Consider the following 19,814-nt stretch of genomic DNA (forward strand, 5'->3'; position numbering starts at 1 on the left):
CCTGAAAAATTGCTCTGTCGTCAAATGCTTTTACAAAATACGCATTCCGGGCTCGGCGCCCTGATCAGGACTGAGTAACCAGATATCAGTGCCGCCTGGGCCTGCTGCCAGCACCATGCCCTCGGAGAGTCCGAATTTCATTTTGCGCGGCTTGAGGTTTGCCACCACCACGGTCAATCGGCCCTCCAGCTCTTCCGGTTTGTAAGCCGAGCGAATGCCCGAGAAAACATTGCGCTGAAACGGCTGTCCATCAGCACCCAGGCCCAGATCCAAGGTGAGCTGCAGAAGCTTGTCAGCCCCGTCGACGTATGCTGCAGCAGCGATACGGGCAATACGAAGGTCAACTTTGACAAAGTCGGAAAATTCGATTTCATCAGCAATGGGTTCTTTGCTAACCGGGCTTGCCTCAGATTCAGGGCTGCTTACGGGCTCAGGGCTACTTGCGGGCTCAGGGCTGTTTGCGGGCTCAGGGCTGCTGACCGCCTGTTTTACTTCGGCCTGGCTCGCAGCAAGCAAAGCGTCAATACTGGCCGGGTCGACGCGTGTCATTATGGGTGAAAACGCATTGATCCGGTGCGACAACAGTAAATTGCGGCTATCCGACCAGGTCAATTCACCCGCATTGAGAAACGCTTCCGCTTTTGCTGCCATCGCCGGCACTACCGGTTTCAGGTAAACCATCAGTAACCGGAACAGATTGATACCGGTGGTGCAGATCGCCTGCACGGCAGGATCCTGCGGATTCTGTTTCGCCAGCACCCAGGGTTGCTGCTCGGCAATATACTGATTGCCCTTGTCAGCCAGCGCCATGATCTGGCGAATGGCTTTGCTGTATTCCCGTTGCTCAAAGGCGTTGCCAATCTCGTCAGCAGCCTCCCGGCACTCCGCCAACAGCGCCGGATTCGACGGCTGCTCCGCGAGCTGACCATCAAAGCCGCGGACAACGAAGCCGGCACAGCGGCTGGCGATGTTGACTACTTTGCCAACCAGGTCCGCATTTACTTTCTGGCTGAACTCGGCAAAGCTCAAGTCCAGATCATCCACGCCTGAACCCAGGCGTGAGGCCAGGAAATATCGCAGGTATTCCGGGTCAAGATGTTGCAGATAGGTACCGGCATTGATGAAAGTGCCGCGCGATTTGGACATCTTTTTGCCATTGACCGTCATGAAGCCATGGGCGAACACGGCTGACGGGGTTCGATAGCCGGCATCGCTGAGCATGGCCGGCCAGAACAGCGCGTGAAAGTTGATAATGTCCTTGCCGATGAAATGATACAGCTCGGTATCAGTGCCCGGTTTCCAGTAATCGTCGAACCTGTAATCGCTGCGATCACACAGATTCTGGAAACTTGCCATGTATCCGATAGGCGCATCCAGCCAGACATAAAAGTACTTGCCCGGCGCGTCCGGGATCTCGAAACCGAAATACGGTGCATCCCGGCTGATATCCCACTCCTGCAGGCCGGCATCAAGCCATTCACTGAGTTTGTTGGCCACCTGTGGTTGCAGGCTGCCACTTCGCGTCCAGGCCTTGAGCATATCGGTGAATTCAGGCAACCGGAAGAAATAATGCTCGGACTCACGCTCCACCGGCGTCGCACCGGACAAGGTAGAGCGCGGGTCAATCAGCTCCGCCGGGCTGTAAGTAGCCCCGCAAGCCTCACAGTTGTCGCCGTATTGATCAGGCGCACGGCACTTGGGGCAACAGCCCTTAACAAAACGATCGGCGAGAAACAATTCCTTTTCGGGATCAAACAGTTGTTTGATGGTGCGGACATTGATCCGATTGTTGGCACGCAGCGCTGTATAAATGGATTCCGAGTACTGGCGATTCTCAGGTGAGTGTGTCGAATGATAATTGTCGAAGCCGATCAGAAACCCATCATAGTCAGCCTTGTGCTCGGATCGTACCCGGTCAATCAACTGTTCTGGTGTAATGCCTTCATCTTCCGCGCGCAACATGATTGCCGTACCGTGGGCATCATCAGCGCAGACGTAAACACAGTCCACACCCCGCAGTTTCTGAAAGCGCACCCAGATATCGGTCTGCACCGCCTCCAGGACGTGACCCAGATGAATCGGGCCATTGGCATAGGGCAAGGCACTGGTGACCAGAATTTTACGTTTTGACACAGAGTAGTTTCCTTTTATCGCAGCCGGGCGTTGCAGTGCTCAGGCCAATTCAACCATTTCAAAATCTTCTTTACCGACGCCGCACTCCGGACACATCCAGTCCTCAGGCACGTCTTCCCAGACGGTTCCGGGCGCAATACCATCATCCGGCCAGCCTTCGGCTTCGTCATATATCAAACCACATACAATACACTGCCATTTTTTCATGTTGTCGCGTCAATCCTGCTGTTAATCGGTCTCTGGTTACCCACATACGGGTATCGGGGGCAGATGATACTTTAAGTGGGCTGTTATGGGCAAAAGCCCTGTCCGTGCTAAACTGCGCGCTTCCCCTGCTAAACGGCTTAAAGCGATCAACGCGTGAAAGAATTCTATGTGGTGCTGGTAACAATCTCACTGGTCAATTGCATCAGTCTCAGTCGTCTCACCGGCCCTGCCAGTTGGTCAGGACGTCCCGGCCAATGGCGCCCCTCTGTCAGTAATCCGGGCGCAGTGACGGTATTTACCGTCAGCATGGCCGCGTTGCTGGTCGCCAATACCCTGTTCACCGCCGGTACCCTGACCATGACAGCGATGGTCACCGGGCTCAGCATGCCCCCGCTGCTGATCGTCACCCTCGGCTTTATCAGCACAGCGCTGATGTTGTTACCGCTGACCACCTGGATTGGTCGTCGATATCCGCAACCCGGTCGCCGCTTAAGGCTCCTGTTGCCTGTTGCCGGGGCTGAATGTGCCATATTGACCAGTCTGCTGATCCTCGCCCACCCCGACTCCGGACTCGGCGCAACACTGCTATGGTCACTTTGCGCTGGCGCCGGTCTTATCCTCATGATAACGATTTTCGGAGGTCTGCGCTTGCGAATGGCAGTGTCCGATGCGCCTGCAGCATGGCGGGGACTGCCACAGGAACTGGTGACCGCCGGTATTCTGGCACTGGCGTTACTCAGTCCTGTCGGGGCCATGATATGACGGCGTTGGCTATCACCATCGTGGCCACATGTGTGGCCCTGCTCGCCTCAGTATGTCTGGTGTTGCGCATTCGACTCGCAGTCACACCAGACAGTGACAACAGTCAGCAGATACTGGTGGAGCGAATTAACGCAGTGCTACCACAGACTCAGTGTGGGCAGTGCGGCTACCCCGGCTGTCGTCCATACGCCGAAGCGATAGCCACTGGCGTCGCCATCAATCGCTGTCCGCCCGGTGGCGCCGATACCATCACGCGGTTGGCAAGCCTGCTGGAGCAACGGGAACTGCCGCTGGACTCGCGTCATGGCAGTGAAACTCCCCGCAAGGTGGCGTTTATCCGTGAGGCAGAGTGCATTGGTTGCACCAAATGTATTCAGGCTTGTCCGGTAGACGCCATCATCGGCGCGCCAAAACGTATGCATACGGTGATCGAGCGAGACTGTACCGGATGTGATTTATGCGTGGCGCCCTGCCCGGTCGACTGCATTGACATGTTGCCGGCGCCGGCCACCTTCCAGCCCCTGACCTGGAGGCCGTCATGAGCAACCCAGTGCGTGACTGCATTCGCTGCGACTTCTGCGCTGCCGTGTGTCCGGAGCAACTGCAGCCGCAACAACTCTATGCCTTCAGCCGGTTTCAGCAACATGAACAGGCAAAACAGTTTGACCTGCTGCAGTGTTCGGAATGTGGCGCCTGCGAAACCGTCTGCCCGAGTCATTTGCCATTGCTGGATCTTTTTCGCGCGGAGAAAACCGCATTGCACGCGCAAGAACAGGCCGATGCGGAAGCCACACACTGGCAACAACGCTTCCAGCGCCACCAGGCTCGAAACCAGCATGAGGCCATAGCCCAGCAGGAGCGCAAATTGCAGAAATTGCAGGCCAAGGGCAACGATTTGGCTGCTGGCAAAGCCATCTCCAGGCCGGTTCAGCAAGCTGACCCCGATACAACACCGGTAAACGCCAAAACTCCGGAGCAAATCCAGGCTGAGATAGCCGCTGCCGTCGCGCGGACACGTGCCCGCAAGGCCGCACTGCAAAAGCAGAATGAGTCACCGGAGAAAAAGTCTTGAGCACGGTCATGGCCCCCAAACCAACGGCGACACGCAGTCTCAGTACAGCCGGCATCATGGTAACGACCCTGATTGCGTTGACGCCCGCCGTCGCCCTGCAGCTTTGGTTTGCCGGCGCAGCCTGGGCGCTGACACTGAGTATGAGTTGCGCGCTGGCGCTGCTGCTGGAGGCTGTGGCTCTGCGTCTTCGTGGTCGCCCGGTCGGGTATCATTTGCAGGATGGCAGTGTGCTGGTGACCGCAGTGTTGTTATCGCTTTTCTTGCCAATCTGGGCGCCATGGTGGCTCACTGCATCCGGTATCGCCCTGGCGGTTGTCGTGGGCAAACATATTTACGGCGGCCTGGGACAGAACCTGTTCAATCCGGTATTACTGGCATACCTGGGACTATCGGTGCTGTTCGCGGATCACATGGGCAATGATATCAGTTCAATGTCCGACAGCGCGCTATTTCATCTGTACGCCTTGACCTTCGCGCTTCTGGCGGGCGGCGTATATCTGTTATTGCGAGGCATCATAAGCTGGCACATCCCGGCCACAATGCTGTTGGCAACGGGCCTGCTATCTTATGTGTTCGACCTGGCACTGAGCGGCAGTGTCGCCATGCTTGCCGCATTTTTCCTGGCCACTGATCCGGTAACTTCACCTGGCACCCGAACCGGCAAACTGGTGTTCGGACTAATGATAGCCACTATCAGCGTGGCCCTTGGCACATGGCTGACCTACCCCGTTGCCGTTGCCGCAGCAGGGCTGCTGATGAACGCGGCGGTGCCGGCACTGGATCATATTCTCAGGCCAGCGCGAAAACCAAAACAGCAGCAGGAGAATGCACAATGACTGCCTTGTCTGGCGATCTGATAATGGTGTTAATACCGTTGACGTTTATCATGGCGGGCACCCTGTTAGCCGGGTATCGCCTGATTGCCGCCAGGAAAATTTCTCCTCCAGTCAACAACAGTATTGATCCCGACATACGTGTGCGGGTGACGGGTAAAATCTCATGAACAGGGAAAAACGTCTGGAGATTTTCAGACGACTGCACGCGGAGAACCCTAATCCGGTGACAGAGCTCGAATACAGTTCAACATTTGAGCTTCTGATTTCAGTTATCCTGTCAGCACAGGCTACCGACGTGGGCGTTAACAAGGCTACCCGCAAGCTTTACCGGGATGCCAATACGCCAGCGGCGATTCTGGCGCTGGGCGTGGATGGCCTGAAGTCCTACATCAAGAGTATCGGCCTGTTTAACACCAAGGCGGAAAATATTATCAAAACCTGCGCGGCACTGATTGAACGACACGATTCGGTAGTGCCGGATACGCGCGAAGCATTGGAAGCACTGCCCGGCGTCGGACGCAAGACCGCCAATGTAGTGCTCAACACCGCTTTTCGGCAGGCGGCCATGGCGGTTGACACTCATATTTTCAGAGTCTCAAACCGAACCGGCATTGCACCCGGCAAAAATGTCCTGGAAGTAGAAAAAAGACTGATGCGCATGGTGCCCGCAGACTATCTGCTGGATGCACATCATTGGTTGATACTGCATGGCAGGTATATCTGTATATCACGCAAGCCGCGTTGCGCAGCTTGCGTGATTTATGATTTATGCGAATACCGACAGAAAACACCTGTCGACTGACGCGCTAACCGCGTATTAGCGGTTTCGCGGACCTGACGGGGCATGCGCCGGCAATGCCGGCAACGACCCTACCATGCCGTCTGGTCGTGCCTTCGCCAGCATGCGTTGATATGCCGGGCGCGCCTGTACTTTCTCCATCCAGGCACTGAGCTGAGGGAACAGACTCGCATCCACAATGTTGAGCTGGAAGGCAAAGTTCAGTGGAAATAACATCATGATATCTGCCGCCGAAAACTCATCACCGCCAAACCATGGCTTTTCCGACAGAAAATTTTCTGCAAACTGAACAACCTGTTCGGAGTCAACCAATGGCGAGCGCTGTGTTGGCGGCTGGATCTGCCAGACCCGATAGTCAGCGATTGCGCGCGCTGCCAGTGAACCTTCAGAGTAATGCATCCACAGAAGGTGGGTGGCAAAATCCGGCGACGTCAGAGGCGGCACCAGCTCACCCTCGCCATGGCGCGCCAGAATCATCTCAATGATGGCGCCTGACTCAACCAGCACCTGATCCCCGTAGGTGACCGTTGGTGCGACCGGCATGCTCGGATTGATAGCGCGAATGGCAGCCATCGACGCCATTAGATCACCGCGTTCAAAGGCCAGGGTATATGGCAGACCGAGCTCTTCCATCAGCCATACCAGGCGCTCTGACCGGCGTCCCTCAAGATGGTAGATGGTAAATTCCGGCATCGGCATCGCGCCCTGATTTTCGGCGCTTTGCGCGGATGCAGGACTGGCCGGTGCCAGCGAGACCAGACCGGCAATACCAAGCCCTAACAGGCCGGCCATAATCCGCGATCTTACTGGTTTGTGTTTATTGTCCATATGTCTGCTCCATTGTTTAACGTTTCCATTGTCCGCATGCGATCCCCGGCGAAACCGGCAGTGACCAACACGCGACGAATATGTCAAAGCCATCGTAGCTCAGTCATCGGCCAGATGCCATCATGCTGACTGTTGAGCCAGTGCCTCCAGGGCTTCACCGGTCAGGCGCTGCACGGTCCATTCATCCATCGGTACCGCACCGATTGAGCGGTAGAACCGGATCGCAGGCTCATTCCAGTCCAGTACCGACCATTCCAGGCGGCCACAATGACGTTCCCGGGTGAGCGCAGCGAGATAGGACAGCAGTGCCTTGCCGATGCCTCTGCCGCGCATCTCAGTGAGTACAAAGAGATCTTCCAGATAGATACCGGGGCGACCGAGAAATGTGGAGAAATTATGAAAAAACAGAGCAAAGCCCACGGGTTTATGCTCCCATTCAGCAATAATAACCTCAGCCACGGGGTGTCGACCGAACAGATATTCGGTAAACAACGCTTCGGTCGCTACGACTTCATGCAGCAATTTTTCGTAGATCGCCAGCTCACGGACAAACTTCAGAATGACGGGCACATCGCTGGCAAGTGCCGGTCGGATGGTGAGGTTTTCATTTATGCGTTTCACGGTATCGGGGTCTCTTTCAGAGGCGTTGGTATTGTTTTGCTCAGGCAAGGCGGATTACCCGGTCGGCCATCTCCAACGGCGCTGGCCGATGGGTGACAAACACAACGGTAGCGTTCAGATCACGAAGCTGACTGAGTATTTTCGCCTCGGTGTCAGGATCCAGATTAGCAGTGGCTTCGTCAAGGAAAACAAAACGGGTCTGTTTGTAAAACGCCCTTGCAAGCAATATGCGCTGACCCTGCCCGGCAGACATGATCGACCCCATGTCACCGATCAGACTATTGAACCCCATGGGCAGACGACTGACAAAATCAGCAATTTGTGCCATCCCGGCAACCTGCTGCAACAGCTTGTGATCAACGTCATCAGCAAACAGGGTAATATTGTCGAGGATAGTGCCTGACAGCAATTGGTCCCCTTGCAGCACTCCCGCGCAGCCGTCCCGAAACTGGCGCAGACCGAAATGCCTGATGTCCGTGTCACCGAGGTACACCGATCCGCTGGTGGCAGGCAACAGACCGGCCATGAGTTTCATCAGGGTCGACTTGCCACAGCCGGACGGACCTGCGATGGCAATCAGTTCGCCCGGACGAATATCGACACTGATATTGCGCAAAACGGCATCGTTCATCCCCGGGTAGACATAACTCACTTGCGCCAGTCTCAGTCGACCGGCCACCGGTTTGCGAATCACCGGTAATTGCAAGGTGTCGGTTTCCTTTTCCGCACAAGTGATATCCGACACCCGTTCCAGCTGCAGCTTTACCAGTCGGATCTGCACCAGCTTTTCCACAAATGAGCGGATGGAGGCTGAAAAATTACTCCTCAGTGCAATGAATGCGGTGAGAAAACCCAGAGTGATCTCACCGTCCAGCACCAGCAGCGCTGCAAGATAGATCACCAGGATATTCTCCAGCGCAAACAGCAGACCGTAGATTGCATCCAGATTCATGGTAAACCGCGTCAACGCCACCTGGGTATTAATCTGTTCAGCATACAGGTTACGCCACAGGGCCAGACGCTGAAGCTCGCGACAATAAAATTTGATGATCTCAATGGTTCGCATGTTCTCCATCAGTCCGGTGCTGGTCTTGGCTTCAGCAACAATAATCTGCTCCTGCATGGTTTGAATTTTTGGTATCAATGCCAGTTTCAGGACAGTGACCAGAGCGACAAACCCGAGCACCACAAACGCCAGCAGGACACTGAAATAGAACATCACCGCCAACGTGATCAGGGCAAAAACACCATCAAGCACGACTGTCACCAGGTCCTCGGTGATGATGCGCCTAATTTCACGTATGGAGCCAAATCGCGATACCAGGTCACCCACGTGACGTTTAGCGAAAAAATCAACGGGCAAACTCAGCAAATGCTGAAACACATTGCCCGCCATCTGGAACCCGAGTTGATTGGAAAAATACAACTGCACGGTAGAGCGCGCAAAGGTCATTGCCACATTGCCCAGGGCCAGCAGCAAAAAACCGATCGCGAGAACGCCGATGATATCGCGATCCTGCTTGGCAAGGCCCTCATCAATCACCAGTTGCATGTAGAACGCGCTACCGATAGAAGCCAGTTGCAGAAACAGCGACAAAACAAATAGCTGCCCGATTGCGAGATAAAATCCCGGGTATGTACGAAACAGATCAGCCAGTCGCGACCTTCGTGTACCGGATCGTGAGCTGAACTCAAGGCCCGGCGTCAGTTCCAGAGCAACACCGGTGAAATGCCGACTGCACTCTGCCATTGAATAGCGCCGGGCTCCCACAGCAGGATCATGAATAACAATACGTTTGCGTCCGACACTTTTGAGCACCACAAAATGTGTCATATCCCAGTGCAGTATCGCCGGGAGCTGCAGACTTTGCAGGTCTTCCAGCTCGAGCTTCAGAGGTCTCGTGGTGAGTTGCAGACTCTGGGCGGTCGTCATGACGTCCGACAGGCTTGCTCCGCGGGCCGATACCGGAAACTCACGACGCAAACAGTTCAGGTCGATTTTGTAGCCAAAATACCCGGCCACCATGGCAACACAAGCCAGTCCGCACTCTGTCCGTTCCGCCTGCAATATCGCGGGTAACCGGTTACCCCTGGCAAACAACTCGTACATTACATGCGCCTCCCAAGGCCGCTAAGCGGCGCAAGAAGTTTCTGCAACACTGTTTGCTCCCCGGTCACAATGTCGGCAAAAAACTGCATGCCGGGCCTGAAACGGCTACCCTCCTGCCCGATCGGGCGCTGATCAGCTACACGTGCCCTGACCAGATAAACCGGTTCGCGCACATCCACGAGGAACAGATATTCACGAGGGTCCATCACGGAATCAGCTACGTTCAGGATCTGTGCCGGGAAACTGCCATAGGTCTGGGCCGGGTACGCATCGTAGGAGATCATGACGTCCACGCCTTTGCCGACCTTGGCCAGGGCACTGGACGGTAGATACAACCATGCCTCCAACTCTTCCCCGATCTGCGATAGCGTCAGCACCGGTTCGCCGGGATCAACCACGTCACCTTCCCGCAGAAGCAGATTACTCACTGTACCGTCGCGCGAAGCGATAATGGTAGAACGGCGCCGGACCTCAATTTCCTGTTTCCGCGCCAATAATTGTGACTGTGCATTATCCAGCACCAGTCTTTCTTCCTGCGCAAGCAGAGGCTGCATGCCTAGTTGCTGTTCGGTTTCCGATATGGCCTGCAAATGTCGGGCAATGGCCAGCGCCTTGGATTTTTCCTGCTGTTGCAGCAGATACAGCGCGGATGCTGATTGTCTGAATTCGCGTTGCGAGATAGTGCTGCGCCGATACAACTTGTTGCTGGCCTCATGATCCTGTTCTGACAGTGCGACCCGGCGCTGCAGAATGTCCTGTTCTTCTCTGAGCAGAACCAGCGCCGCCTGCATACCGGACAGTTGACGACGGATCAGCGACGCCTGTGCGTTGAAGCGTGTCTTCACGACACGTTGCCGGCGTAGCAACTGCTGCAGCTGAGTATCAATCTGTTGCAGAGCCAGATCCGCAAAGGCCTGTCCCTGCTGGTTGTACTGAGGATCAGACACCGTCGCCAACACGGTTCCCGCCTGCACAAATTCGCCGTTGCTGACAAATATTTCAGTCAACACGCCGGGGCTGCCAGCATATACCTTGACTTCGCCACCGGCCGGCACCAGGTGACCACGCACCCGCTTTGTCTGTTTGATCTCCGCATTGGCAGCAAACGTGAGCAGGCAGGCAAACAGGACAAGCAGCATCAGCACCATCAGACGCACAGTTAACGGCTGATAGAAAATGCGTTGACCAAATCGCACACCATGTTGCGCTGTCAGTACCTGCGGTCGAAACAAGCCGGTACTCATATCAGGACACTGCCTCAAAGTAAGCTGGCAAGGTGGTCAAATATTTCCATTGCGCCGGCCATCTTCTGATCCAGCATTCGGCGAGCTTAACCAACGCCTGCGTTACTCTCACCGTTGCCTGCTGCAGGCTCTCGCCGGGATTAAGCCGGGTGTCAATTGCCGGCGCCATTTCGATGCAGTTACGCCCCTGACGCTCATAACAGACGAATGCAAAAATCGGACTTCTGCCCATGATCGCCAGTTGCGCCGGTCCCTTGACGAAACGGGCACGATGGCCAAAAAAATCGACAGCCACTGTACGGCCGAAATCTTCTCGCAGGTCAAAGAGCGTTGCCAGCGTACTGCCCCCACGTCGCAATGCACTGACGATGGCAGATGGCTGAAGCTGATGATGAAAGACTACGCGGTGGTTGATCCGGTCTGCCGAAAAGTGTTGCATGCCGTGATCGGCAATGGTGTCCCGGCGCAGGGAAATCACTTGTCTGCCAAAGTCCGACAGACCCGAAAGCGCCCTGAATGCGCCAAAAAAATCCCCCATATGAATACTGACCACCACCCGGGAGGCATCGCTGTTGTGTGTCAGCCGACGGTAGTCGTTTTTCTCCGGCCACACAAAGTTGGCCAGGTAACCGGTGCTCTCCGGACGGTTATGCAGGTGCAGCAGACGTCTGGCGTAATTGTAGTAGAACCAGAACAAGTGCTCACGCCACATTTCTTCAATCCGGGCCTGCGGCTCATGCAATAAACAGGATAAAAACAGGTGCTGATTTTGCAGCCATTTTTTGTTTGCTGGTTGCCACTGCTGAAACCGGAGCTGCAGGCTGCTGAGTACCCAAAGCCATCGGCGCTTGTTGCGCAAGACGGACTCGCCTTTCATGCATTGCTGCGCCCGCTTGCGCGCCCACACCTCAAAACATTCAGCCCATGACAAACGAGGCAGGCGCTCAGCAAAATGCACTATAAAACTCGCCAGCGCCACGGATATTTCACGGGTATCAGCGTTGCCCAGTTCGATGACTTTAAGACCATGCTCGCTGCGTACTACCCTCACGCCCTGAACCGGAACCGGCAGGCATCGCAGCGCCTCTCCCGCCACTGATTCTGAGCGCGACGCCAATATGGCCTCAAATGTCCTGCAGAGCCCGGAGAACGTTGCCACTTTGTCTACGCGACTGCCTGATTCACAAGCGTCGCCTTCAGCTTTCTGCACCGAAGACTTGTAAGCTGGCATAAGGCGCTTATTCATCACCGGCTCCATTGGCACGCACAGCCATATCGTCAACAAAAAGTTCAATCAGATCACCCACGTTAGTCAGCTCCGCCAGTTTCTCTTCATCAACATCCAACTGATAAAATGTTTCCAGCTCGTAAACAATTTCAATCAGCTTCAGCGAATCCAGGCCGAGCTCACTCAACGGCGTTTGTAGCGCCTGCCGTACTGGCGTACCGGCTTCGCCCCGCGCCCGGGCTATTTCATGCGACACCTGATGCCATACCTTGTCTGCCAACTCTGTCATTATGTCCCCCGATTAGCTGTTGATATACGTCGGGGCACTGGCCCCTGCAAATCTTGCCGCTGCTGGTCAGCGGCAAACCGTGCACCGGCAGAACCCGAATATCATCAGGTACGATGCCAAATTCCTCTACAATGAGCGCAGCCGCCCGGTCAATCCTGTTCTGGTCTGAGACTTTGCCATTGCTTTCAGTTCCGCGACCTCTTTCGAGCAAAATCACAAGCTTTTCCGAGTCACGGTCAGTGAATGCAAAAGCCGCGCATCTTGTTACCCCATATTGAACCAGGCCCTCCCGGATGCCTGCTTCCAGGTCCTCCGCGTGATAGCTACAGCCGCGGCACTTGATGACATTTTTATATCGCCCAAGCAAAAACAGCCGGTCCTGATATAAAATCCCCCTGTCTCCTGTTCGGCAAAATTGCTTGCCATTGTCATGCACGCCGTTGAAGACATGACTACTGGCAGCCGGGTCGTGAAAGTAGCACTCGGCCACCGAGGCAGAACTGACGCAGACCTCGCCTATATTGCCTGCAGCGAGTCTGCTTCCGGAGTCAGCATCTACCACAATGACAGAACTGCCGGGCGCCGGTTGCCCCAGACACACCACCGGCCTGTTCACGTTCAGGCCAGGAAATGATCGCGTAATGAGCCCGTGCTGACCACTGACAAACAGTGTCGACTCAGCCAGACCGTAGCATGGGAACAGTGAACGACGCCGGAATCCAGACACTGAAAACCGGTGCGCAAATCGCGCCAGCGTACCGGGTCTGATTTTCTCTGCCCCGCAATACGCCAGCCGCCACTGCTGCAACGACAAAACTGCCGCGTCCTGCTCAGACACCTTTTCTGTTGCCATCGCAAACGCGAAATCAGGTCCGCCGCTGAGCGTGCCGCCCACAGCCGATATCGCCTGCAGCCACCGGGCAGGTCTGGCCATGAAATTTACCGGATTCAGAAAGTAGTTATGCAGCCCCACATACAGCGGCGCTATGACATGGCCGATCAGCCCCATGTCATGATGGAAAGGCAACCAGGAAACACCAATATCTGATTTCGTGCAGGCAAACACACGTCTGATCTGCTCAGCGTTGTGCAAGACATTGGCATGACTTATCACTACCCCTTTCGGGGACGAAGTGGAGCCCGAAGTATATTGAATAAACGCCGTATCAGATTCCGCGATGGCGGGACGTAGATAGGGATTGCTGTCAATGGCGGGTTTGTCCACCAGCAGCACCTGCAGTGGGACATTGGCAGCGCTCTTTGGTAACGAAGCTGCCTGCGCCGATGTGCTGATGATTGTGGCTGCACCACTTGCCCTGAACAACGCCCTCAGGCCAGTCCCTGATCGCGCCCTCTGCCGCGTCACCGGCACTGGCCAGGCACCCGCAAGTATGGCGGCAAAAAAAGCGATGAGAAATTCCGGCCCGTGAGGACACATCACCAGTACTGGCTTGCCCCCGCACTGTCGGTTTTGCAAAACACCGGCAAACCGTTTCGCCTGCTCATACAGAGCCCTGAAGCTTAGGGTACAACTGATCTGTGATTGCCTGTCCAGAAACGAATACAGCGGCCTGTCAGCGTTCAGGGCCGCGTTTTGTTCCAACAGGTCCAGCAACGTACCGTCCATGGTATCACCGTCCTCTAATGGTATGCCTGGCGTGTCCATCATTACTTTAGTCGTCAGGCGTGGCTCTGGCGTCACATTGCGCAAAACGAGAACCAATCTGTGAGCCGGCGCACAACCCAAACACACGGATTGCAATAATCAGAAAAAAACGCGCGCCAAGGCACCAGATGATGTAAAAATCAGGTTCTTCTGACAGGAACAGGATTTCCGGTTCAGACACCGTTGCAGTTACGACGGCACCGACTACCCCATCAAGGACCGATGACATGACAGCCACCGTCAGTACCATTGATACTCAGTTGCACGGCCAGATTCGCTGGGATTACCGCGAGGAAAAAACCCGGGTCTACAGTCTTTATGAACTGGCAAAAAGTAAAGTCTGGAAGACCAGCGAGGCTCCCTGGGAGGCGCTCGTGGATCATAGCCTGCCACCCAGTCGACACCAGTTTGAACCCCTGGCAGGCTTCGCACCGTTTGATGCGCTACCCTCGTCGCGCAGGATTGACTGTAGCTGGTATCGCCATGGACTGGAAATCAGTGACATCCTGCATGGTGAGCAAGGTGCCCTGTTGGTATCCTCACAGCTGGTGTCGTGTATGCCGGATATTGAAGCCAAGCTGTTTGCCAGTTCGCAGGTATCGGACGAAGCAAGGCATGTCGAATTCTTTTCCCGTTACCTGCTTGAGGTCGTTGGTGATGTACACCCGCCAAGCGATGCTGTTGCCGCGTTGATCAAGGCGATGGTCAATGATCCGCGCTGGGACTATAAATTCATAGCCTGCCAGATATTGATCGAAAGTCTGGCACTGGCGCGTCTGCAGGATATACGTCGCGCCACCCTGGTGCCCGTACTTGCCCATGCCATCGACTTTATCAGCGCTGATGAGGCCCGGCACGTCAAGTTCGGCACGGAGATCCTGCGCCGTCACCTGGCGTCGCTCAACGCCAGCGAGCTGCAGACTCGTAGCGATTTTGTCGTCGATCACCTGCTCGGCCTGGCCGATGCCATGAACATCTATACCCGAATCGCCAACGAGTTTGACTGGGACGTGCGGGCACTGCGTTTCCATCTCAGGCAAAACCGGATCAGGCAGCCCCAACCTCGTCATGACCTGTTCCGGCAACTGATGTTAAATATGAACAGCGTGGGGTTGTTGACGCCGCAAACAGAGCGACGACTGAGCGGACTTGCCTGAGAACGGATGCCAGGCACGGCTTCGCGCGTTAAGCCGGATCTAAAGCAGGCGGATATTGAGCTGGTTCGAGAATTCCTCACGGCCCAGCTCACCGGAAAAGAAAGTATTGAACGACAGACTGACACGGTCGATGTTTTCCGTGACCGCATTGACGCCATGCCGGATGTTGGAGGGGAAAAGTATGATATCGCCGATGCCGGTTTGGACAAAGTAGCGGAGAGCATTGTAGTAACTGTCTTCCTGCCGGATCAGTTCGTACCACAGGTTATCTTCGTTACGATAGAAATTGATCCCGTCTTTGGGCGCAAGATTTATGTACAGAACGCCGCTGACCACACTATTGGGATGGGTGTGAGTATGGTGCGCATCACCTTGCTGTGAACGGGTCAGCCAGGACTGTGTAATCTGCAGACTGACATTGTTGGTGGTATTGAAGGTGATTTTAAAAAACTGATCCAGATGCGCCTGCAACACCGCCCGGATGGATTGCATCGGGGCGGTGTCGAGTACCTTCTTGTTGCGGGAGGCGTAGTTGGTGATGGCTGCAACCGGGTCGCTGAGCTCAGCTTTGAAGAACTGCATTTCCTCGTCAGAAAACGCTCTGCCCAGCGCCGCCCTGTACAGGGGCACCGCAAACATGTTCATCATCTGGTGGTCCATCAGCGATCCTCTCTTACCAGCAGCGAACCATCAGGTCAGACCTATCAGATCTTGCGACCTTTATTGGCCGCGATGCGCAGACGCAACGCATTGAGCTTGATAAAACCACCGGCATCCGCCTGGTCGTAGGCTCCGGCGTCATCCTCAAACGTTGCAATGGAAGCATCGAACAGGGAATCTGCAGATTCGCGCCCGACAACCGCCACACCACCTTTGTAGAGCTTCAGGCGCACCGTACCATTGACGTACTGCTGAGAATAGTCAATCAACGTTTGCAGTGCTTTGCGCTCGGGCGAGAACCAGTAACCGTTGTATACCAGTGAAGCATAACGCGGCATCAGTTCATCCTTGAGGTGTGCCAGCTCACGATCCAGCGTTACCGACTCGATAGCCCGGTGGCCTTTCAGCATAATGGTGCCACCGGGTGTTTCGTAACAACCCCGCGACTTCATGCCGACATAGCGATTTTCCACAATATCGGCCCGACCAATACCATTGGCGCCGCCCACTTTGTTCAGGTACGCCAACACGGTCGCCGGTGACATTTTTTCACCGTCAATGGCAACGATATCGCCACGCTCATAGGTTAACTCGATGTAGGTGGGCGTATCCGGTGCCGCTTCTGGCGATACTGACCACAACCACATGTCTTCTTCCGGCTCGACACCCGGATTTTCCAGGATATCGCCCTCATAGGAAATGTGCAGCAGGTTCGCATCCATGGAATAAGGCGATTTTGTGCCGCGCTTCTTCTCCACCTGAATGTCATGCTGCTCACAATAGGCCAGCAATTTGTCGCGGGAATTCAGATCCCATTCGCGCCACGGAGCAATAACACGAATACCCGGTTTCAGGGCATAGGCACCCAGTTCGAAACGCACCTGGTCATTGCCTTTACCAGTGGCGCCGTGGGAAATGGCATCGGCGCCGGTTTCGTTGGCAATTTCTACCAGGCGCTTTGCGATCAGAGGCCGGGCGATGGAGGTGCCCAGCAGGTATTCGCCCTCGTACAGAGCATTGGCACGAAACATCGGGTTGACAAAGTCACGCACGAATTCTTCGCGCAGGTCTTCGATGTAGATCTCCTTGATCCCCATGGCCCTGGCTTTGGCTCGCGCTGGTTCCAGCTCCTCGCCCTGCCCCAGGTCCGCGGTAAAGGTCACAACCTCACACTGGTAAGTCTCCATCAACCATTTGGCAATGACTGATGTATCCAGTCCGCCGGAATAGGCCAGCACAACTTTATTGATGCCCGACATGTTTGCTCCTGTCTGCGAGTCTGTAAAAAGGCGGTTATTGTACTCGTTCCGCCCTGCGAATTCGACAGCTAGCGCAATGTCACCGTGAATGTTGTGACAGTCGGGTCAGGCAACAGAAATGCGGATCAGTCGCGCAACAGCCGGATGGTGACTCGCCGGTTGCGATCGCGATCGGCGGCTGAGCGCTCCTGCTCCACGATTCGGAACTGGGGGGCAGATCCGAAGAAACGGGTATTAAGCATGTCCTCATTGATACCCTGATCGACCAGGTACTGGTGCACTGCAAACGCCCTGATCCTGGACAGTTCAAAGTTCTCCCGCGGATTACCGGCGCCATCAGTGAAACCATTGATCTCGAAACCGTAGACTGCGGGATCGGCTTCGACATAGGTGACGATGTCATCCAGCTGGGCTGTGATCTCGTCGTTGAGCTCACGTTGATTGGGTTGCCAGAACACGGTGCTGCGCTCAACCTGGCCGAAATTGACCGGCAACAACGATGCCGTGCAGGTATGGTATTCAGCGTAGGCGCCACCAAAATGCACGGGGGACAGCCCGACATGGACAGACTCCTGGTCGCTGAACCAGGCGCGACGCATCAGCGTTGGCACCATGCCCCGTTCCAGCTCGGCCATCAGCAGGCGACTGCGCTGGGCATCCAGTGTCACCGGACGCTTGCTGATCGCCACGTCGACGTAACCCAGGTCGCGTACGCCGAGCTCCTGACGCCAGACCGGTGGTTGTGACGTCAACAGAGCCCTGCCCGCCTGCATGGGGGTGTCGGGGGTCTGCAGATAGAAACTCAGCGCCGCCCCGGCCTGGTGATAGAACACCGCCTGACCCAGCCCGGGTATCTGTTGCATCAGCCGGCATTCAAAGACGGATGAATCTGTTTGCCAGCCGGCCACATCGATATCGGCATAGTACGACGACACCGAGCCCCCTGCTGCTGATTGCGTAAGACCAGTCACAGAGAGCATCAAGAGCCAAGATAAGGTAAACTTACACCGTGTTTTCATTCCTGGATTTGAATTCCGTCTTGAATAAAGAATTTGTTGAGCCTTTGATGAAAGCCTGTCACACATATAGGTCGGCCACTGGCCAACAAACTTTACCGGCAACAGGCTATCCCGATATCGCACCCGGAAGCATTGACGATCTGGCCGGCAGACGGTCCAGGCTGACCCGTAGTTAACAGATCCGTATTTCACAAAACAGGTACACCCGCCTCATGACAGAACAAACCCTGACCCTGACCCGGCCCGATGACTGGCACCTGCATTTGCGCGACGGCAAGGTGTTGAGCCAACTGGTCGCCCACAGCGCCAGCACTTTTCGCCGTGCCATCGTCATGCCCAACCTGAAACCGCCGGTTACCACAACCCAGGCGGCGCTGGCCTATCGTCAGCGTATTATTGATGCACTGCCTGCGGGGCTGGACTTTGAGCCGCTGATGACACTGTATCTGACAGACACCCTGTCGGCGGACGAGATCCACACGGCACACCAGTCCGGCCATGTGCAAGCGGTCAAATATTATCCGGCCGGTGCCACCACCAATTCCGACAGTGGCGTTACCGCCATTGCCAACGCATACCCGGCCCTTGAGACCATGGCGGAGCTGGGCATGCCGTTGCTGATTCACGGTGAAGTCACTGACGTTGAGGTGGATATTTTCGATCGGGAAAAAGTCTTCATTGAACAGACCCTGCTGCCACTGTGCGCCAGATTCCCGACCCTGAAAATCGTACTCGAACATATCACAACGGCCGATGCCGTCGCCTTTGTGCGCCAGGCCGGTAACAACATTGCCGCCACCATTACGCCGCAACATCTGTTGTACAACCGCAACCACCTGCTGGTGGGTGGTGTTCGCCCCCACCTGTACTGTCTGCCGGTCCTGAAACGTAACACCCATCAGAGCGCCCTGATTGACGCGGCGACCAGTGGCGATAAAAAGTTCTTCCTGGGTACCGACTCGGCGCCACATGCCCGCCCCGACAAGGAGACCGCTTGTGGCTGCGCTGGTTGTTTTAGCGCCCACGCGGCGCTCGAACTGTATGCCGAAGTCTTTGATCAGGCGGGTGCGCTCGACAAGCTCGAAGCATTTGCCTCGTTTCACGGACCCGACTTTTACGGTTTGCCAAGAAATACCGACACCATCACCCTGCACCGCGAAAGCTGGAATGTACCTGCGTACTATCCACTCGCTGACAGCACTCTGGTGCCATTGCGTGCAGGAGAACAAATTCACTGGCGGATCAAAGGGGTCACTGCCTGATGTACGATTATGACGATGACGATGCTACGGAAAGTCTATTGGCGTCACGCTTTCGCGGTTATCTGCCTGTTGTTGTGGACATTGAATGTGGTGGTTTCAACGCCAAAACTGATGCCATTCTGGAGATTTCTGCGGTTATTCTGGGCATGGACGAAAAGTCTGTACTTGATGTGGAGCAAACCTACTTCCATCGTGTTATCCCCTTTGAGGGCTCAAACATTGAAGACGCGGCACTTAAGTTTACCGGCATCGACCCGTGGCATCCCCTGCGTGTAGCGCGAGGTGAGCGCGATGTATTTCAGGATCTGTTCAAGGTAATTCGCTCGGCAATGAAGGCCAATGGCTGCAAACGGGCAATTCTGGTTGCGCACAATGCTCACTTTGATCACGGTTTTATTAATGCTGCGGTGGCCAGGCATGATCTGAAGCGCAACCCGTTTCATCCCTTTTCCAGTTTTGACACCGCTACGCTGAGCGGCCTGGCCTACGGTCAGACGGTGCTGGCAAGAGCCTGCGAAGTGGCCGGCATCGAGTTTGATGGCAATGAGGCACATTCGGCGAAGTACGATGCAGAGAAAACCGCCGAACTGTTCTGCGGCATTGTTAATAAATGGCAGAAGCTCGGCGGCTGGCCCTTGCGTTAATGCCGGACAGTCAGTCAG

22 protein-coding genes are annotated in these 19,814 nt (G+C 55.4%); 9 read left to right on the forward strand and 13 right to left on the reverse strand.

Going from position 1 to position 19,814, the window contains the following annotated elements; translation table 11 throughout:
- Positions 1-30: 30 nt before the first annotated feature.
- Together metG and ENH71_RS12915 are read right to left on the reverse strand one after the other, a co-directional pair.
- A complete protein-coding gene (gene metG / locus ENH71_RS12910; protein ID WP_524538476.1) occupies positions 31-2,151 on the reverse strand; it encodes a methionine--tRNA ligase in 2,121 nt (706 codons plus the stop codon).
- Between the two features lie 21 nt (positions 2,152-2,172).
- Positions 2,173-2,340 (reverse strand): rubredoxin, encoded by a 168-nt coding sequence (locus ENH71_RS12915; RefSeq protein WP_294135078.1) that lies wholly within the window; start codon positions 2,338-2,340, stop codon positions 2,173-2,175.
- A gap of 153 nt (positions 2,341-2,493) precedes the next feature.
- On the opposite strand from ENH71_RS12915, the gene ENH71_RS12920 reads away from it, so the two are divergent.
- Genes ENH71_RS12920 through nth form a run of 6 tightly spaced genes read left to right on the forward strand, consistent with a single transcriptional unit; the run spans position 2,494 to position 5,812 of the window.
- Complete coding sequence (locus ENH71_RS12920) at positions 2,494-3,102, forward strand: hypothetical protein (protein WP_294135081.1); 609 nt, start codon at positions 2,494-2,496, stop codon at positions 3,100-3,102.
- A gap of 11 nt (positions 3,103-3,113) precedes the next feature.
- Entirely contained in the window at positions 3,114-3,644 is a 531-nt protein-coding gene (rsxB, locus tag ENH71_RS12925; protein ID WP_414704712.1) for an electron transport complex subunit RsxB, read from the forward strand.
- Complete coding sequence (locus ENH71_RS12930) at positions 3,641-4,174, forward strand: 4Fe-4S dicluster domain-containing protein (RefSeq protein ID WP_294135087.1); 534 nt, start codon at positions 3,641-3,643, stop codon at positions 4,172-4,174. The genes rsxB and ENH71_RS12930 overlap by 4 nt, the downstream gene beginning before the upstream one ends.
- Before the next feature lie 8 nt (positions 4,175-4,182).
- The gene (locus tag ENH71_RS12935; RefSeq protein ID WP_294135092.1) at positions 4,183-5,010 is read left to right on the forward strand and encodes an RnfABCDGE type electron transport complex subunit D; all 828 of its coding nucleotides are present in this window, start codon (positions 4,183-4,185) and stop codon (positions 5,008-5,010) included.
- Positions 5,007-5,177 carry a hypothetical protein gene (locus ENH71_RS12940; RefSeq protein ID WP_294135096.1) on the forward strand — a complete coding sequence of 57 codons (171 nt, stop codon included), beginning with the start codon at positions 5,007-5,009 and terminating at the stop codon, positions 5,175-5,177. Before ENH71_RS12935 ends, ENH71_RS12940 begins: the two co-directional genes overlap by 4 nt.
- A complete protein-coding gene (nth, locus tag ENH71_RS12945; RefSeq protein WP_294135098.1) occupies positions 5,174-5,812 on the forward strand; it encodes an endonuclease III in 639 nt (212 codons plus the stop codon). The genes ENH71_RS12940 and nth overlap by 4 nt, the downstream gene beginning before the upstream one ends.
- 15 nt (positions 5,813-5,827) lie before the next feature.
- Here nth and ENH71_RS12950 read toward each other — a convergent pair whose 3' ends face one another.
- The 8 genes from ENH71_RS12950 to ENH71_RS12985 all read right to left on the reverse strand — a co-directional run bounded on the left by ENH71_RS12950 (position 5,828) and on the right by ENH71_RS12985 (position 14,024).
- Positions 5,828-6,637 carry a glutathione S-transferase family protein gene (locus tag ENH71_RS12950; RefSeq protein WP_294135099.1) on the reverse strand — a complete coding sequence of 270 codons (810 nt, stop codon included), beginning with the start codon at positions 6,635-6,637 and terminating at the stop codon, positions 5,828-5,830.
- A gap of 120 nt (positions 6,638-6,757) precedes the next feature.
- Positions 6,758-7,258: a GNAT family N-acetyltransferase gene (locus ENH71_RS12955; RefSeq protein ID WP_317622402.1), complete on the reverse strand. Its 501-nt coding sequence runs from the start codon at positions 7,256-7,258 to the stop codon at positions 6,758-6,760.
- A 40-nt stretch (positions 7,259-7,298) separates the two neighbouring features.
- Positions 7,299-9,368: a peptidase domain-containing ABC transporter gene (locus ENH71_RS12960; RefSeq protein WP_294135101.1), complete on the reverse strand. Its 2,070-nt coding sequence runs from the start codon at positions 9,366-9,368 to the stop codon at positions 7,299-7,301.
- Positions 9,368-10,612: an HlyD family secretion protein gene (locus ENH71_RS12965; RefSeq protein ID WP_294135104.1), complete on the reverse strand. Its 1,245-nt coding sequence runs from the start codon at positions 10,610-10,612 to the stop codon at positions 9,368-9,370. Before ENH71_RS12965 ends, ENH71_RS12960 begins: the two co-directional genes overlap by 1 nt.
- A 1-nt stretch (position 10,613) precedes the next feature.
- The gene (locus ENH71_RS12970) at positions 10,614-11,858 is read right to left on the reverse strand and encodes an LpxL/LpxP family acyltransferase (RefSeq protein WP_294137859.1); all 1,245 of its coding nucleotides are present in this window, start codon (positions 11,856-11,858) and stop codon (positions 10,614-10,616) included.
- A complete protein-coding gene (locus ENH71_RS12975; RefSeq protein ID WP_294136548.1) occupies positions 11,851-12,129 on the reverse strand; it encodes a phosphopantetheine-binding protein in 279 nt (92 codons plus the stop codon). The genes ENH71_RS12970 and ENH71_RS12975 overlap by 8 nt, the downstream gene beginning before the upstream one ends.
- On the reverse strand, positions 12,086-13,798 hold the full coding sequence (locus ENH71_RS12980) for a fatty acyl-AMP ligase (RefSeq protein ID WP_294136546.1): 1,713 nt from the start codon (positions 13,796-13,798) through the stop codon (positions 12,086-12,088). Before ENH71_RS12980 ends, ENH71_RS12975 begins: the two co-directional genes overlap by 44 nt.
- A gap of 4 nt (positions 13,799-13,802) precedes the next feature.
- Entirely contained in the window at positions 13,803-14,024 is a 222-nt protein-coding gene (locus tag ENH71_RS12985) for a hypothetical protein (RefSeq protein ID WP_294136545.1), read from the reverse strand.
- Between ENH71_RS12985 and ENH71_RS12990 the strand changes: the two genes are divergently transcribed.
- Positions 14,023-14,952 (forward strand): ferritin-like domain-containing protein, encoded by a 930-nt coding sequence (locus ENH71_RS12990; RefSeq protein WP_294136544.1) that lies wholly within the window; start codon positions 14,023-14,025, stop codon positions 14,950-14,952. The genes ENH71_RS12985 and ENH71_RS12990 overlap by 2 nt on opposite strands.
- 39 nt (positions 14,953-14,991) lie before the next feature.
- Here ENH71_RS12990 and ENH71_RS12995 read toward each other — a convergent pair whose 3' ends face one another.
- The 3 genes from ENH71_RS12995 to ENH71_RS13005 all read right to left on the reverse strand — a co-directional run bounded on the left by ENH71_RS12995 (position 14,992) and on the right by ENH71_RS13005 (position 17,806).
- Positions 14,992-15,612, reverse strand: a complete 621-nt coding sequence (locus ENH71_RS12995) for a putative 2OG-Fe(II) oxygenase (protein WP_294136543.1) — start codon at positions 15,610-15,612, stop codon at positions 14,992-14,994.
- Between the two features lie 44 nt (positions 15,613-15,656).
- Positions 15,657-16,871 (reverse strand): argininosuccinate synthase, encoded by a 1,215-nt coding sequence (locus tag ENH71_RS13000; protein WP_294136541.1) that lies wholly within the window; start codon positions 16,869-16,871, stop codon positions 15,657-15,659.
- Between the two features lie 125 nt (positions 16,872-16,996).
- The gene (locus tag ENH71_RS13005) at positions 16,997-17,806 is read right to left on the reverse strand and encodes a flagellar protein MotY (protein WP_294136540.1); all 810 of its coding nucleotides are present in this window, start codon (positions 17,804-17,806) and stop codon (positions 16,997-16,999) included.
- A 296-nt stretch (positions 17,807-18,102) separates the two neighbouring features.
- Here ENH71_RS13005 and pyrC point away from each other — a divergent pair, with 296 nt between their 5' ends.
- Positions 18,103-19,152, forward strand: coding sequence for a dihydroorotase (pyrC, locus tag ENH71_RS13010; RefSeq protein WP_294136538.1), 1,050 nt, complete (start codon positions 18,103-18,105; stop codon positions 19,150-19,152).
- Complete coding sequence (gene rnt / locus ENH71_RS13015) at positions 19,152-19,796, forward strand: ribonuclease T (protein WP_294136536.1); 645 nt, start codon at positions 19,152-19,154, stop codon at positions 19,794-19,796. The genes pyrC and rnt overlap by 1 nt, the downstream gene beginning before the upstream one ends.
- Positions 19,797-19,814 lie beyond the last annotated feature (18 nt).

The organism is Pseudohongiella sp. (assembly GCF_011050365.1).
Taxonomy (GTDB): domain Bacteria; phylum Pseudomonadota; class Gammaproteobacteria; order Pseudomonadales; family Pseudohongiellaceae; genus Pseudohongiella.